Genomic DNA, 15,980 nt, shown 5'->3' on the forward strand with positions numbered 1-15,980 from the left:
TCAAACTCTCTCATTGCTGCGACCGGGACTGGCAGTCAGCCCGGTCAGGTTGAACACGCGCTTGGGGATGAGTTCGCCATTGCCAATTTCGGCAAGCGCCAAAAGGCGGCCTGCCACCGTGACATAGACTGTGCCGCTACTATTGGGCGCATCCCGTCCGCGCAACAAAACGGCCTGGCCCCGGTGGAGCCTTGCCGCATCAGCCCGTGTGACGGCCAGTGCCGGGATGTCGTCCAGCGCGGTCTCAACGGGCAAAAGCGCGTCGGCGAGGCTTCCCTCGCCAGACGCGGCTCTATTGCACAAAGCCTCCAACTCTTCCAGCGGAATCATGTCCGTCTCGCGGAACGGGCCGACCAGGGTCCGCCGCAACGCGCAGATATGGCCGAAACAGCCCAGAATCCGGCCGATATCGCGGGCCAGCGCCCGGACATAGGTGCCCTTACCGCACTCCGCCTCGAACACGGACTGGCCGTTATCTCCATGTTCTACAAGGGTTAATTCGTGAATCTCGACCGGCCGGGGCTTCAATTCGACGGTTTCGCCGTCCCGCGCCAGGTCATAGGCCCGCTCGCCCTGAACCTTGATCGCCGAATACTGCGGCGGGATCTGCTCAATCAGGCCGGTGAACTGGGGCAGCAGGGCCCGGATGGCATCCGCCGACGGGCGGAGCTCGCTGGTCTGGGTCACCCGCCCCTCGGTATCGTCGGTGTCGCGCTCCTCGCCCCAGGCGACCGTGAAACGGTAGCGCTTGCGGCCGTCCATCACGAACGGAACCGTCTTGGTGGCCTCGCCGAGTGCGATCGGCAGGCCGCCGGACGCCAGCGGATCGAGCGTACCGGCATGGCCGGCGCGCTTGGCCTGGAACAGGCGTTTGAGCACCGCAACCGCATGCGTCGAAGTCATGCCGATCGGCTTGTCGAGAATCACCCAGCCATGAACGTCGCGCTTGTCGCGTCGCGGCTGGTTGTTCTGGCGCGGCTGCTTGTTGTGACGCGGGTCGTTGTTGGTGCGGCGTTTGCCGTCGTCGACGTGGCGTTCACCATCGTTGCGCGAATCGGAAAAAATATTTTTCTCAGCGTCGTGCGAATCGGCAGTTTGCTGCTCGACCACGCGGTTGGCGGTGGGCATCGTCATCACTTGTCGTCCGAATCGGGTGCGAGGTCTCTCTGCACCGCAGGTGTTCTCAGTAATTTCTCGATCCGTTCCGCTTCATCGAATCGTTCGTCGACGCGAAAGCGAAGGTCGGGAGCAAATTTTAAGTTAACGCGATGCGCGATCTCGCCGCGCAGGAACTTCTTGTTGCGCTCGAGCGCCGCAATCACGACGTCGGTGTCGCGCCCACCGAGCGGCATCACGTAAATCGTCGCGAGTTTCAGGTCCGGCGACATTCGCACCTCGGGAACGGTGATGATGTGGCCTTCGAGGTCGGGGTCGTGCACGTTACCGTGCGATAGAATATCGGCGAGCGCATGGCGTACGGTCTCGCCAACGCGCAATTGGCGTTGCGAGCCGCCGGGAGCGGAACTCTTGTTGTGGTGGCGGGGCATTGCTGTCTCTCAAAGCCGTCATGCCCGCGCTAGTCGCGGGCATCCACGTCTTGCTTGTTTAATCAGGATCAGGACGTGGATGGCCGGAACGAGTCCGGCCATGACGTCACACTTTCAGTCAATAAAATCCCAGGCTCTTCGCAAGATTTGGACTTACAGAGAGCGCTGGATCGTCTCCACGCGGTAACACTCGATCACGTCGCCGACACGCATGTCGCCGTAATTCTCGAACGCCATGCCGCATTCCTGGCCGGACTGCACTTCCTTCACTTCATCCTTGAAGCGTTTCAGCGTCGAGAGCTTGCCTTCGTGCACCACGACGTTGTCGCGGATCAGGCGAACGTTGGCGCCACGCTCCACGGTGCCGTCGGTAACGCGGCAGCCGGCGACCTTGCCGACCTTGGAAATGTTGAACACTTCCAGGATCTGGGCATTGCCCAGCATGGTTTCGCGCAGCGTCGGCGCGAGCAGGCCGGACATCGCCTTTTTGATGTCGTCCACGAGATCGTAGATGATGTTGTAGTAGCGGATCTCGATGCCGTTGCGCTTGGCGGCCGCGGCGGCTTCCTTGTTGGCGCGCACCGAGAAGCCGATGATCGCGGCATTGAAACCCTCTGCCAGCGTGACGTCGGATTCGGAGATGCCGCCGACACCCGCATGCAGGATGCGCGCGGCCACTTCCTCGGTGCCGAGTTTTTCCAGCGAACCCAAAATGGCTTCGAGCGAGCCCTGCACGTCGGCTTTGACGATCAGCGGGAATTCCTTGCGGCCCGCGGTCTTGAGCTGCGACATCATCTGTTCGAGCGAGCCGCGCATGCCGGAAATCGAGGCGGCGGCATTCTCGCGCTTCTGGTGGGCGCGATAGCTCGTCACCTGCCGGGCGCGGGCTTCGTTCTCGACCACCGCGAGGCGGTCGCCCGCTTCCGGCGGGCCGTTGAAGCCGAGCACCTCGACCGGTACCGAAGGTCCGGCCTCGTCGATGTTCTCGCCCTGGTCGGAGATCAGCGCGCGGACGCGGCCCATTTCGGCGCCGGCCACGATGATGTCGCCGACACGAAGCGTGCCGCGCTGGACCAGCACGGTCGCGACCGGACCGCGGCCGCGATCGAGCTTGGCTTCGATCACGGTGCCTTCGGCAGGCCGTTCGGAGTTGGTCTTGAGGTCGAGCAGTTCGGCCTGCAACGCGATCATTTCCAAGAGCTTGTCGAGATTGGTCTTGTTCTTGGCGGAGACCTCGACGTCGACGACTTCACCGCCGAACGATTCGACCTGAACCTCGTGCTGCAAGAGTTCGGTACGCACGCGTTCCGGCTTGGCGTCGGGCTTGTCGATCTTGTTGATCGCCACGATCATCGGCACCTTCGCCGCCTTGGCGTGGTTGATCGCTTCTACCGTCTGCGGCATGACGCCGTCATCGGCCGCCACCACCAGGATCACGATGTCGGTGACCTTGGCGCCGCGCGCACGCATCGCGGTGAACGCGGCGTGGCCGGGCGTATCGATGAAGGTGATCTTCTTGCCGCTCTCCGGCGAGGTCACCTGGTAGGCGCCGATATGCTGGGTGATGCCGCCGGCTTCGCCCGACACCACGTTGGCGTGGCGCAGCGCGTCGAGCAGCGAGGTCTTGCCGTGGTCGACATGGCCCATCACGGTGACGACCGGCGAGCGCGGCTCGGTATCGGTGGAATCGTCGACGACGTCGAACAGGCCTTCTTCAACGTCGGACGCGGCGACGCGCTTGACGGTGTGGCCCAGTTCCTCGGCGATCAGCTGCGCGGTATCGGCATCGATCACGTCGGTGATCTTGTGCATCGCGCCCTGCTTCATCAGCATGCGGATGACGTCGACCGCGCGCTCCGACATGCGGTTGGCGAGTTCCTGGATGGTGATCGCTTCCGGGATCGTGACCTCGCGGACCAGCTTTTCCTTCGGCTCGTTGGAGGCATGGCCCTTCAGGCGCTGGGTGCGGCGGCGGAACGAGGCAATCGAACGCTCGCGCACGTCATCATTGAGCGCGGTGACCACAGTCAGGCGGCCGCGCTCCTTTTGCGGGCCGGGCTTGTGGGTGGTCTTGGGAGCGGCTACGGGGCGCATCGCGCCGCCGGGGCCACGCCGAACCTGACGCGGACCTTCGTCTTCATCGGAACCGTCGGCGGCAACGCCCGGGGCGCGCGCGGGCGGCACAACCGCTGGCCGGGCGCCGGACGGGCGGGCAGCAGCGGGGCGCGCCGCGGCGGGTGCCGGCGTCGTTGCGGCGGGCTTGGCCTCGGCCTCGCCAAATCGCTTCTTGGCCTCGACTTCGGCCTTGCGCTTGGCTTCCTCTTCCTGGCGGTGCCGTTCTTCCTCCGCCTTGCGGCGGGCTTCAGCGGCCTCGCGTTCGGCCTGCTCGATGCCTTCGCGGCTGGCGCGGCGCTTGGCCTCTTCCTCGGCCAGCCGGCGTTCTTCGATTTCACGCACCTTGGCGTCGGCCAGCGCGCTGGCACGGGCGGAACGCTCGTCTTCCGTCAGCGTTCTCAAAACCACGCCCGAACCGCCGCGCGGTGCGGCACCCGGCGTTGCCGCAGGGCGGGAGAGGGGGGGCTTTGCAGCCGGCGCCGCCTTGGCGGCGGCCGGCTCGGGCGCATGGGTCTCAGCGGCGGGCGCATCGCCGCCGACGCGGCGCTTGCCGCGCTTTTCGACCACGACCTGCTTGGTCCGGCCATGGCTGAAGCTCTGGCGCACGGTGCCCGTCTCGACCCGCGGCTTCAGCGTCAAGGTCTTGGTCGGGACACTCAAAGTCTTGTCGCCAGGCGTTTTGGTATCAACCATTCAGCAAGTCCTAATCTCGTTAGCGTTGTGCGTTTTCCGCACCGTCATTGAAGCAGGTCTTCGGAACCGATCTTCGTCAGAATTTCTGGCCGCCATCCCCGGTCTTGTCGTCATCGTCCGTCCGGTATCGAACCAGGATCTGGCAGCGCGACAGGAACGTTTTGCTCGCCGGGCCCGCGAGCAGCGCAGCATGTATCACATTTGACCGGCCCAGTGCCAAATCCAATTGTGTCGAGGTTAAAGCGGTGACGATCGGCAAATCCCGCGATTCACCGATATTTCGGCCCCTTTGCCCGGCGATCGCGTCCAATTTGCGGATTCCGTCGGTTGCGCCGTCGGAAGCGTGGATCAGGACTTCGGCCCTGCCCTGCTCGAGCAGGCCCTCGACCTTGGCAAAGCCGGAAATCACCTGACCGGCCTTGGCCGCCACGGCCAGTGCCTCGGTGCAGCTTCGTTCCAGCAGGGCCTCGGTATCGGCGGGAAGGGTCGCCGCGACCCGGACGTCGCGCTTGAACCCTCTGCTAAATTGGTGACGCCGCACCGCTTCCGCAACCGTCCGGCGCGAGCCCGATACCCAGAGGCCGCGGCCGGGCAGCTTGCGCTTCAAATCGGGGATTACCTCGCCCGAGGGGGCGACAACGAACCGGATCAGCTCGTCGATCGGGCGCACCTCGCGACTGACCGCGCACATCCGCATGGTCGCGGACTTGTCGGTCCGCGGCCCATGGTCGAGATCGGGGTCAGCCAAAGCGAGCATGCCTGTTTGATGGCTCCAGTCATCTGCGCACGGTCTGCGCGCAGAAAAGAGTTTCGGATTTGCGGAACTCCCGCATTACGCCGTCTGGTCTTCGGTGGCTTCAGCCGCCTCGGATTGCTTGGCGAGTTCGGCCTCGGTGATCCAGCCGGCAATGACGCGTGCCTGCATGATCATGGCTTCCGCATCTTCGCGCGAGATCTCGTTGGCATCGAGAATGCCGGGATGCTTGGTCGGCTCGCTGCCTTCCTTGCGCTCGGTCCAGCCGACCAGATCGTCGGTGGCGCAGCCCGCCAGATCCTCGACCGTCTTGATGTCGTTCTCGCCGAACTTCACCAGCATCTTCGAGGTCACGCCGGGGACCTTTTTCATTGCATCTTCCACGCCGAGTTCCTTGCGCTTGTTTTCCAGCTCGGTTTCGAGCTGCTCCAGATATTCTTTCGCCCGGCTCTGCAGCTCATTGGCGGTTTCCTCGTCGAAACCCTCGATGCCGGCCAGTTCCTTGACATCGACCAGCGCCAGTTCCTCCACCGACGTGAAGCCTTCCGACGCCAGCAACTGGCCGACCACTTCGTCGACGTTCAGCGCCTCCATGAACACCCGCGTCGAATTCTCGAAATCGGCCTGACGGCGCTCGGATTCTTCCTGCTCGGTCAGGATGTCGATATCCCAGCCGGTCAGTTGCGAGGCGAGGCGCACGTTCTGGCCGCGGCGGCCGATCGCCAGCGAGAGCTGGTTGTTGGTATCGGGAACTACGACCTCGATCCGCTCGCGGTCCTCGTCGATCACGACCTTGGCCACCTCAGCAGGCGCCAGCGCGTTGACGACGAAGGTTGCGATGTCGGGCGACCACGGAATGATGTCGATCTTCTCGCCCTGCAGTTCGTTTACCACCGCCTGCACGCGCGAGCCGCGCATGCCGACGCAGGCGCCGACCGGATCCACCGAGGAATCCCGGGAAATCACGCCGATTTTCGCGCGCGAGCCGGGATCGCGGGCCACCGCCTTGATCTCGACGATGCCGTCATAGATTTCCGGCACTTCCTGCGCGAACAGCTTGGCCATGAACTGCGGATGGGTGCGGGAGAGGAAAATCTGCGGTCCGCGGGTTTCGCGGCGGACGTCGAAGATATAGGCGCGGACGCGGTCGCCGTTGCGGAACACCTCGCGCGGCAGCATTTCATCGCGGCGGATGATCGCTTCACCGCGGCCGAGATCGACGATGACGCTGCCATATTCGACACGCTTGACGACGCCGTTGACGATGTCGCCGATGCGGTCCTTGAATTCCTGATATTGCCGGTCGCGTTCGGCCTCGCGCACCTTCTGCACGATCACCTGCTTGGCGGATTGCGCGGCGATGCGGCCATATTCCAGCGGCGGCAGGGTGTCGGCGATGGTGTCGCCGACCTGGGCGCCCGGATTGGCGCGCTGCGCGTCCGCCAGCGAAATCTGGTTCGCCGAGTTCTCGACGTGATCGACCACCAGCATGTGGCGGGACAGCCGCAGCTCGCCCTTCTTGGCGTCGATCTCGGCGTGAACGTCGGTCTCGCTGCCGTAACGGGCGCGGGCCGCCTTGGCGATGGCGTCTTCCATCGCGGCGATCACGATGCCGCGGTCGATCGACTTTTCGCGGGCGACCGCGTCTGCGATCTGCAGCAGTTCGAGTTTGTTGGCACTGACTGCCATGACCTAGTCTCCTTCGGTAGGATCGATCTCGCCCCTGCGCAGTCTGTCTGCGGCGAGGCGGTGTTTCTTGGTATTCACGGGCTCCGGCTTCTTGCCGGTCTTCGGTTTCTTGCCCGTCGCCGGATCGCTTTTCTTTGCGTGCGGCGGAGGCGGCGGCACCAGCCCGAGGTTCTGCTTCAATTCGCGCTCGGCCTGCTTGCCGCGCCGCATCGATTCCGCAATCAACTCGTCGGTCAGGACCAGGCGTGCGTCGGAGATATCTTCCATCACCAGGAGCACGTCCGCATCTTCCTCGGCGCGTGTGTCATCCCGATGTAGCCGCACGGCATCGCCTTCGACGCCAGCCAACGTACCACGGAAACGCTTGCGGCCCTGATGGGCGACCGCCATTTCGATCTTCACGAGATGACCGGCGCAGCGTTCGAAATCGGAGCGGCGCACCAGCGGGCGGTCGATGCCGGGCGATGATATCTCCAGACGGTAGGCGCGGTCGATCGGATCGGCAACGTCGAGCACCGGCGACAGCGCCCGCGAGATCGCCTCGCAATCCTCGATCTGCATCGAGCCGTCGGGCCGCTCCGCCATGATCTGGACGGTGCAGCCGGCCTCGCCGGAAATCTTGATCCGAACCAGCCGGTAGCCCATTCCCTGCAACACCGGTCCGGCCACCGCCGCCACCCGCGCCGCCACGCCTGGCTCGACGACGAGACGGGGCTCGGCCAGCAGGTCGGCATCCTCGGAAACAGCAGTTGGATCGGTCATGTCCAGGGTCAAAAGCGTCTTACTTGCATGGGCTTAGGCCGGGCCTAACCAGAGGTCCGGCCGGTTCCCCGAACCGCCCTTGGGGCCCCGTTCTGGGCAGGGCAGGTTCAGGTAATAAAAAAGAGCGGGTCCCGGGGGGCCCACTCTCAATACGCGATCGTATGAGAACCATAAGTTGCCGCGGATATAGCGGTTTTTCCGCAATCCGACAAGGCCCGCAATCCCGTTAAGACCGATTTTGCCAAGGTTTGAGAGCGGGGTAAAGTCTAACCCTTCATTCATGAACGCTGCCTAGATTTCCCGAAAAACCAGCCAAATTCGGCTGGTTTGGGTGGGCTTATGATCATTTCACCAGCGCTGATCCCGGAACTCGACGACATCGTCAGTCGTGGCGACCCCAAGCGCCGCGCCGATGCCGCGCGCCGTGTCAGCGAGCTCTTTCTACAGGGCGCGGCGAGCTTCCGCCCCGATCACGTCGATCTGTTCGACGGGGTCCTGACCAGCCTCGTTCCGCATGCCGAGATCGAGGCGCGCGCCGAGTTGGCCGAGCGCTTGTCGACGCTGGCGAATGCGCCGCGCGGTCTGGTCGGCCAGCTCGCCCATGAAGATGAAATCGCCATTGCAGGCCCGTTGCTGCGCCGCTCGCCGGTCATCGATGAAAAAATGCTACTCGAAATTGCGTCCATGAAGGGCCAGGGTCATCTGCTGGCGATGGCGGAGCGGCCTACGCTTTCGGCCGATCTCACCGACGTCATGATCGCCCGCGGCGACCGCGCGGTGGTCAGGCGCGCCGCCGGCAATGCGGGCGCGGCCTTCTCGTCGAACGGCTATTCGTCGCTGATCAAGCGCGCCGGCCAGGACGGCGTGCTGACGATCAGGCTCGGCCAGCGCGACGATCTGTCACCTGCGCAACTGAAGGAGCTGCTCTCCGGCTCGATCGACGTCATCCGTCGCCGCCTGTTCCAAGTCGCCAAGCCCGAGCGGCAGGCCGACATCAAGCAGGCGATGACCGCCATCATCGGCCCGTCCGAGCGCGAGGAGCGGCGCGACTTCGTGCCGGCACAGCGCACGGTGCTGAAACTTCATCGCGAGGGCGCGCTCGGCGAAGGCGCATTGCTCAACTTTGCCAGGGCCTTCAAATACGAGGAGTCGATCGCCGCGCTGTCGGCGATGACCGGCGTCAAGATCGAAACCCTCGACCGTCTGATCAGTGGTGAGCGCTACGATCCGATCCTGATCGCCGGCAAAGCCATCGATCTCGAATGGGCGACGGTGCGCGCGCTGATCCTGGTTCGGCTCGGTCCGAACCGGACGGCGTCCCCCGCCGACATCGAAAGCGCGCGTGTGAACTACGTGCGCCTGATGCCCATGACTGCCCAGCGCGTCGTCGAGTTCTGGAAGACGCGGTAATCCGGCCCTAGGCCTTTCCCCGTCATTGCTGACAGCTCAACTTATTTTGCGAAACCTCAAATACGCCGCCACTCTTCCCTCGCGCTCGGCTTTGCGGCCGTAGCGCGTCATGGTGTAGCCCTCCCATGGCTTTTGCCAGTCGGCGGCGCGCTCGGCGGTCCAGACAAAATCGGAGCTGTGCATCAGGTGCGCCAGCGTCCAGGCGCAGTAATCGTCGATGTCGCTGACGAAGCGGAATTCGCCGCCACCCTTGAGGATGCGCGCCATGGCCGCAACCGTCGCATCCTGCACGAAGCGCCGCTTCCAGTGCCGCCGTTTCGGCCAGGGATCGGGATGGATCAGGTCGATCCGCGCCAGCGTCCGCGGCGGCAGCCAGGCCAGCAACTCTGCAGCGTCGCCGGCATAGAGCCTGATATTGCGGAGATTATGCGCCTCGATCTGGCTCAGGATTTTCGCCATGCCGTTCACATACGGCTCGCAGCCGATGAAACCGATGTTCGGAAACGCCTGCGCCTCCGCGATCAGATGTTCGCCGCCGCCGAAGCCGATTTCGAGCCTGACATCCTCAGGTCCGCCATCGAAGAGATCGGCAAGCCGCTCTGGCGCCGGCGCTCCGATGTCGAGCGCCAGATGCGGCAGCAGATTGTCGATCAGGTCGGCCTGGTGGATGCGGAGCTTGTGGCCCTTGCGGCGGCCGAAGAACGAGCCGCGCGCATGCGCAGATGTGCCGTCATCCGGCGGCGCGTCGCGGTGGCCGATGTCGCGCGGTGAGACCATCATCGCAGTGTCTGGTACAGCCGGTACAACAGCCGCGCCCTCGGCTCGATCGAAGAGATGTACATCTGCTCGTAATGGGTATGCGCGCCGCGGCCGTCGACGCCGAGCCCGTCGAGGGTTGCGGTATGCGGCGCGGTGAAATTGCCGTCGGAGCCGCCGCCGGTCGAGGTGTCGACCAGGTCGAAGCCGATCTCCGCCGCTATTGTCCTGGCATGCTCGTAGAGCGCCGCGCCGGCATTGCTCTTTTCGTATGGCGGACGGTTCAGCTCGCCGATCACCTTGACGGTGACGCCTTCGGTGCGTGATTTCACATTGAGGATTTTTGATGCGAGCTCGTCGGCATCAGACATCGTCGGCACGCGCAAATCGACCTCGGCATAGGCGTCTTCCGCAATCACGTTCGGCCTGGTGCCGCCTCTGACGACGCCGACATTGACGGTGATGCCGCGCGTCAGGTCGTTCATCGCCTCCAGTGTTTGAATGACGTGGCCGAGTTCGCGAATGGCGCTGCGGCCGTCCTCCGGCCGGGTGCCGGCATGCGAAGGCACGCCCTTGATGAACACCTCGAAGCGGCCGACGCCCTTGCGTCCGGTAACGATCTTGCCACCGTCGCGCGCCGGTTCGGTGACCAGCACGTATTTCGCCGTGCGGCCCTCGGCCTCGATCAGCGCGCGCGAAGTCGGGCTGCCGATCTCTTCGTCGGAGACATAGAGCTGCGTGATGCCGAGCGGCGGGCGTGCACTATCGGCGCAGACTTGCCGAAATGCATGATAGGCGAGATAGGCGCCGCCCTTCATGTCGTAGATGCCCGGGCCGAACGCGCTGTCGCCCTCGATCCGGAATGGGAGGCGCTCGATGAAGCCAAGCGGATGCACCGTATCGAGATGGCTCAGCACCAGGATTCCCGGTTCACCCTGCCCCCATGCCGAGCGCGCCACCAGGTGATCGCCGCAGCCGGAGTGCCCGGCGATCCGCTCCACCGTCGCGGGCAGATCGCGATAGCTTTCAGCGACGAGGTCAGCGAGCTTGTTGACCTGCTCGGGCGCTTCGGTCGGGCTCTCGATTTCGACCCAGCGGCGAATGCCCTCGAGGATAGGTGCAGAATCGAAGGGATTGGTTGTCGTCATGTCTCTCGTATCCGATACGGCGTCATGCCCCGATGCGCAACACATCTTGGGCCCACGCCAATGCGGGCGCGAAATCACGGCATATTCCAGAATACGAAATTCTCAAACCGGTGCGGTATGAAAATCAGCGCGGGTCGGGGCCGTCGCGCGACGCAATCTGCTCGACCAACTCGACGATGGAGCGGCGCATTTTGGAATCGGTGATGCGCGTGAACGCGCGCGTCAGCGCCAGGCCCTCCGACGTCGCGAGGAAATCGGACACGTAGGCTGGAGAGGCGCCGTCGCCAAACCCGTCCGCATTCGCCACGCCGCTCGGCCCGCCATCGAACAGAAACGACACCGGCACCTGCAAAATCTCGGAAATCTGCTGCAAGCGGCTGGCGCCGACCCGGTTGGTGCCTTTTTCGTATTTCTGAACCTGCTGGAACGTGAGGCCGAGCGCTTCGCCCAGCTTTTCCTGGCTCATGCCCAGCATGATGCGGCGCATCCGGACGCGGCTGCCGACATATTTGTCGACCGGATTGGGCGCTTTGGTGGACATCTACATCACTCCTAGGATTGCGCGCCGGGGGTGAGGCAGTGGAAGTTCTATGCCTCAGGCGCGCCGGTACCGTCATATCCTGCTCGGAGGATCGGGTAGAATTGCGGACGATCTGAGCAACGGAAGTGACTGGTTGTTGTTTTTGGCTTGCAACCGCAGAAAGCGAATCACAGCCGCGATGTCAACAGGTGGAACCGCGCGCGCCGCGTTTTTAGTAAACGCGTGGCAGCTTGGTCGTGTGCAAATGTCAGGCAGCGTGCTTCGCAACGCGGCGTCTGACGACAACCACCAAGGCAACGGCCACAATGACAGCCGCCGGGATATCTCCAAGGCGAGCATAAACCGTCGGCGGCAGCGCGGATGGCAGGCTGGCATCCAGCACGCCTTCGATGCCGAGGCCGAGCCGTGCCACAATTCGTCCTGAGGGATCGATCACTGCCGAGATGCCGGTGTTGGCGGCGCGCACCATCGGCAGACCTTCCTCGATCGCACGCAGCCGCGCCTGCTGCAGGTGCTGGTAGGGACCTGTCGAATTTCCAAACCAGCCGTCGTTGGTCAGGTTGACGATCCAGCCGGGACGATCGTCACGCGCCGCCACATTTCCGGGAAAAATCGCTTCATAACAAATCAGCGGTAGCGCGCGTGGCGCATTCGGGATCTCCATCGCACGGCGCCGCGTGCCCGGAATGAAGCCGCCGTGGACCTTCGTCAGTTGCACGAAGCCGAGCTTTTCCATCCATTCCTGAAATGGCAGGTACTCGCCGAACGGCACCAGATGCAGCTTGTCGTAGACCGACAGCACGCCGCCGTCATGGTCGATCACATATATCGAATTGTAGGCGCGGGAGACGCGGGCGCCGGGCGTGCCGTCGGGGGCGCGCACCGAGCCGGTCATCAGCACCGTGCCCTTGGGCAGGAGCTCGGCGATCTGTGCCATCGCGTCGGCTTCGCGCGTCAGGAAAAACGGGAAAGCCGATTCCGGCCAGATCAGGATCGGCACGTCGCGCACGCCGGTGGAGTGCGGGCCTGAAGCGCGATCGGACAGGGCAAGGTATTTCTGCATCACCTCCGCTTTGGCGCCATAGTTGAATTTGACGTCCTGCTGCAGGTTCGGCTGCATGATGCGTAGCTTGACCTTGGTCAGAGCCGTCGGCTGCAGCGATAGCCGCACGGCGCCGTAAATTCCCATCGCCGCGAGCAGCGCGAGCGCCGCCACCGGCGCAATCCAGGGCCTGCGGCCGCGCGAAGACCCGTCGATCAGCGCCGCCGGGCTGGCAAAGATGGCGACGCTGAGGAAAGTCATGCCCCACAGCCCGATCAGCGATGCGGCCTGCGCCAGCGCCAAGGGCTCCGACAGCGCGTAGCCGAAGGCATTCCACGGGAAGCCCGATAGCACATAGCCGCGCAGCCATTCGCTGACCGTGAGCCCGATCGCAAGCGCCAGGACCCGCGACGCATCCCGCGTCCAGATCAGCCGCGCCAGCGCGAAGCCGAGCGCCGGAAACAAGGCGAGATAGGCCGGCAGGCCGAGCACCGCGAACGGCATCAGCCAGGCGAAGGTCGGCGCATCCACCAGGAAAGCGTTGCCGATCCAGTACAGCCCGGGCACGAAATAGCCGAGCCCGAACCAGAAGCCTGCCATCGCCGCCGCCGGCATGCCGCGCCATTTTCCGGCCGCAGCTCCGTCAATAAGCCAGACCACGACCGGAAACGTCACAAACAGCACCGGCCAGGCGTTGAACGGCGCCATCGACAGTGCCGACATCGCGCCGGCGACGAGCGCGATCGCTGCGCGCTTCCAGCCCCAGGCCAGGATGATCGAAAGTCCCGCCATGCGGAATTTGCTGGTTGGGATCACTGCGAGCCGGCTCCATCGCCGGGGGGCGGCGTATTATCGTTGGTCGGCGGCGCGCTGGTATCGGGCGCGGCCTCGCGGCGGCTTCGCTCGCGCGTCGCGCGTGCCGCGGGACGTTCTTTGCGAATCCCGATCCGCAGCCGCTTCACCCGCCGCGGGTCGGCATCGAGCACCTCGATCTCGAAATTGCCCGGGCCCGCAATCACCTCGCCGCGCACCGGCAGGCGGCCGACCTGCGCGACCAGATAGCCGCCAAGCGTCTCGACCTCCTCGCCGGCCTCGCCGGGGACGAATTCCTCGCCGATCATCTTGCGCGCGTCCTCGAGGCTGGCGCGGGCATCGGCAATGAAGGCGTTGTCGCCCTGCCGAACGATCGCCGGCGGCTCGTCGCTGTCGTGCTCGTCGTCGATTTCGCCGACGATCTGCTCGACGATGTCCTCGATCGACACCAGCCCGTCGGTGCCGCCATATTCGTCTACCACCAGCGCCAGATGGATGCGCGACGCCTGCATCTGCGCCAAGAGGTCGATCGCCCGCATCGACGGCGGCACGTAGAGAAGCTTGCGGATGATGTTGGCCTCCGCCAGCGGCATTGCGAGGTCGACCGCACGCAGGTCGAGGCCAGCAGGGAATGGCTTCTTGCGCTTGGGCTTGGTGGTATCGCCGACCCGCCCCTTCGCGGTCATGAATGCCAGGAGATCGCGGATGTGAACGATGCCTTCGGGATCGTCGAGCGTTTCGTCGTAGACTACGAGCCGCGAGTGCGCCGCGCTTTCGAACAGGCTCATCAGTTCGCCAAGCGGAATATCGCGCTTGACCGCGACGATATCGGCGCGATGCACCATCACGTCGGCGATGCGCCGCTCGTTGAGGCCGAGGATGTTGCGCAGCATGGTGCGCTCGATGGCGGAAAAGCCGGCATCGTCAGGGGTGGAAGTGTCGAGCACCACCTGAAGATCGGCGCGCACCGATCCCGCGCTCCAGCCGAACAGCGTGCGGATCGCCCGTATCAGCCAGCTCTCGGCGGTCGGACGCAGAACCTCGCCTTCCTGCACCACTACCGGCAGGTTGCGCGTGTCGCGCGGATTGTCCTGTATCGGGTCGGAGTCCGGCATTTCAGTCCATCCGCTCCCGGTCCGCATAAGGGTCGGGAATGCCGAGCTGCGCGAGAATCTCACGCTCGAGACCTTCCATGGCTTCGGCGGCGTCGTCCTTGTCGTGGTCGTACCCGATCAAATGCAGGAACCCGTGGACCGCAAGATGGCTGAGGTGATGATCGAACGGTTTTTCTTCGTCATCGGCCTCTTTCCGGGTGGTCTCATAGGCGATGGCGATATCGCCGAGCATACGTGGCGCGTCCGAAGGCGCGCCCGCGGCCGGCTGCAGCGCCGGAAACGACAGCACGTTGGTAGGTTTATCGATGCCGCGCCAGTTGCTGTTCAGCGTGCGGATGCCGGCATCGTCGGTCAGCATGACCGCAAGTTCCGTGTCGCCGACATCGGCGTCGGCGATTTCGGCCGCCGCATTGATGGCGCGATGGATCACCGCCTCGGCCTCCGGCTCGGTCTGCCAGCAATCGGCGACGACGAGAACTTCGGTGAGGGGAAGGACGGACGACACGAGCGTTCCAGCGGTTTGCATTGCAATGTTGGGCTTGCGGCTCCGGCCTGCCGGCGGCAGGTCCGGGCGCGGAGAGTTTGCGGTCAAGATTTTCCGGTTGCCGGTTTCTGCGGCAACCCCTCATAGGCGGCGACGATCCGCGCCACCAGTTCGTGGCGGATGACGTCTTCCGCGGTGAATTTCACCTGCGCAATGCCTTCGACGTTGTCGAGCAGCTTGCAGGCTTCGGCAAGCCCCGACGCCTGTCCGTTCGGCAGGTCGACCTGCGATGGGTCGCCGGTGACGATCATGCGGCTGTTCTCGCCGAGCCGGGTCAGGAACATCTTCATCTGCATCGACGTGGTGTTCTGGGCTTCGTCGAGGATGATGACGGCATTGGTCAGGGTGCGGCCGCGCATGAAGGCCAGCGGCGCGATCTCGATCTCGCCAGCCTGCAGCGCGCGCTCCACGATACGAGAGTCCATCAGGTCGTACAACGCGTCGTAGATCGGCCGCAAGTATGGATCGACCTTTTCCCTGAGGTCGCCGGGCAGGAAGCCGAGCCGCTCGCCGGCCTCGACCGCAGGCCGCGACAGGATGATGCGATCGACTTCCTTGCGCTCGAACAATTGCGCGGCATGCGCCACCGCAAGCCAGGTCTTGCCGGTGCCTGCCGGGCCGATGCCGAACACCAGTTCGTGGCGCTTCAGCGCGCGGATGTAGGAATCCTGCGCCGCGGTGCGGGCGCGCACCGGACGCTTGCGCAGGTTGATGGTCTCGAACGAGGGCTTTGCGGTCTTGGCGTCGAATTCGAACAGCGAGCCCTGCGCGAGCACCGCGCGGATCGCACCCTCGACCTCGCCCTGCGAGAGGTCGTGGCCCTGCACGGCCTGTGAATAGAGCGTCTCCAGCACGCGCCGCGCGGCGTCGCAGCCATCGCGCGAGCCTCCGATGGTGATGTGGTTGCCGCGGGAATCGACGACGACTCCGAGCCGCCGTTCGATCAGCGCCAGATTCTGACCGTAAGGGCCGACGAGCGCGGAAGCGGCGCGGTTGTCGTCGAAGTCGATGACGACCTGGGTCTCGGGCGGAACTTGCATGTCGCGATCAA

14 protein-coding genes are annotated in these 15,980 nt (G+C 64.5%); 1 reads left to right on the plus strand and 13 read right to left on the minus strand.

Annotated elements, in window-relative coordinates; genetic code table 11:
• From truB to rimP, 6 genes are all read right to left on the minus strand, one after another.
• Window positions 1–1,134, minus strand: coding sequence for a tRNA pseudouridine(55) synthase TruB (gene truB, locus LMTR13_RS00775; protein WP_065726261.1), 1,134 nt, complete (start codon window positions 1,132–1,134; stop codon window positions 1–3).
• The gene (rbfA, locus tag LMTR13_RS00780) at window positions 1,134–1,547 is read right to left on the minus strand and encodes a 30S ribosome-binding factor RbfA (protein WP_065726262.1); all 414 of its coding nucleotides are present in this window, start codon (window positions 1,545–1,547) and stop codon (window positions 1,134–1,136) included. The genes truB and rbfA overlap by 1 nt, the downstream gene beginning before the upstream one ends.
• Before the next feature lie 153 nt (window positions 1,548–1,700).
• Window positions 1,701–4,355, minus strand: a complete 2,655-nt coding sequence (gene infB, locus LMTR13_RS00785) for a translation initiation factor IF-2 (protein WP_065726263.1) — start codon at window positions 4,353–4,355, stop codon at window positions 1,701–1,703.
• 76 nt (window positions 4,356–4,431) lie between these two features.
• Window positions 4,432–5,112 (minus strand): RNA-binding protein, encoded by a 681-nt coding sequence (locus LMTR13_RS00790; protein ID WP_065726264.1) that lies wholly within the window; start codon window positions 5,110–5,112, stop codon window positions 4,432–4,434.
• Between the two features lie 75 nt (window positions 5,113–5,187).
• Entirely contained in the window at window positions 5,188–6,798 is a 1,611-nt protein-coding gene (gene nusA, locus LMTR13_RS00795; RefSeq protein ID WP_065726265.1) for a transcription termination factor NusA, read from the minus strand.
• Window positions 6,799–6,801: 3 nt separating this feature from the next.
• A complete protein-coding gene (rimP, locus tag LMTR13_RS00800; protein WP_065726266.1) occupies window positions 6,802–7,560 on the minus strand; it encodes a ribosome maturation factor RimP in 759 nt (252 codons plus the stop codon).
• Window positions 7,561–7,899: 339 nt separating this feature from the next.
• Between rimP and LMTR13_RS00805 the strand changes: the two genes are divergently transcribed.
• Window positions 7,900–8,970, plus strand: coding sequence for a DUF2336 domain-containing protein (locus LMTR13_RS00805; RefSeq protein WP_065726267.1), 1,071 nt, complete (start codon window positions 7,900–7,902; stop codon window positions 8,968–8,970).
• A gap of 36 nt (window positions 8,971–9,006) precedes the next feature.
• Here LMTR13_RS00805 and trmB read toward each other — a convergent pair whose 3' ends face one another.
• From trmB to LMTR13_RS00840, 7 genes are all read right to left on the minus strand, one after another.
• The gene (gene trmB, locus LMTR13_RS00810; protein WP_418219825.1) at window positions 9,007–9,747 is read right to left on the minus strand and encodes a tRNA (guanosine(46)-N7)-methyltransferase TrmB; all 741 of its coding nucleotides are present in this window, start codon (window positions 9,745–9,747) and stop codon (window positions 9,007–9,009) included.
• Complete coding sequence (locus tag LMTR13_RS00815) at window positions 9,747–10,874, minus strand: M20 family metallopeptidase (protein WP_065726269.1); 1,128 nt, start codon at window positions 10,872–10,874, stop codon at window positions 9,747–9,749. The genes trmB and LMTR13_RS00815 overlap by 1 nt, the downstream gene beginning before the upstream one ends.
• Window positions 10,875–10,998: 124 nt before the next feature.
• The gene (locus tag LMTR13_RS00820; protein WP_065726270.1) at window positions 10,999–11,415 is read right to left on the minus strand and encodes a helix-turn-helix domain-containing protein; all 417 of its coding nucleotides are present in this window, start codon (window positions 11,413–11,415) and stop codon (window positions 10,999–11,001) included.
• Window positions 11,416–11,662: 247 nt separating this feature from the next.
• A complete protein-coding gene (gene lnt / locus LMTR13_RS00825) occupies window positions 11,663–13,249 on the minus strand; it encodes an apolipoprotein N-acyltransferase (protein ID WP_156795948.1) in 1,587 nt (528 codons plus the stop codon).
• A 20-nt stretch (window positions 13,250–13,269) separates the two neighbouring features.
• Window positions 13,270–14,385: a hemolysin family protein gene (locus LMTR13_RS00830; protein ID WP_065732307.1), complete on the minus strand. Its 1,116-nt coding sequence runs from the start codon at window positions 14,383–14,385 to the stop codon at window positions 13,270–13,272.
• 1 nt (window position 14,386) lies between these two features.
• Window positions 14,387–14,911 (minus strand): rRNA maturation RNase YbeY, encoded by a 525-nt coding sequence (gene ybeY, locus LMTR13_RS00835; RefSeq protein ID WP_065726272.1) that lies wholly within the window; start codon window positions 14,909–14,911, stop codon window positions 14,387–14,389.
• Between the two features lie 62 nt (window positions 14,912–14,973).
• Entirely contained in the window at window positions 14,974–15,969 is a 996-nt protein-coding gene (locus LMTR13_RS00840; protein WP_065726273.1) for a PhoH family protein, read from the minus strand.
• Between the last annotated feature and the right edge of the window lie 11 nt (window positions 15,970–15,980).

The organism is Bradyrhizobium icense (genome assembly GCF_001693385.1).
Lineage (GTDB): Bacteria > Pseudomonadota > Alphaproteobacteria > Rhizobiales > Xanthobacteraceae > Bradyrhizobium > Bradyrhizobium icense.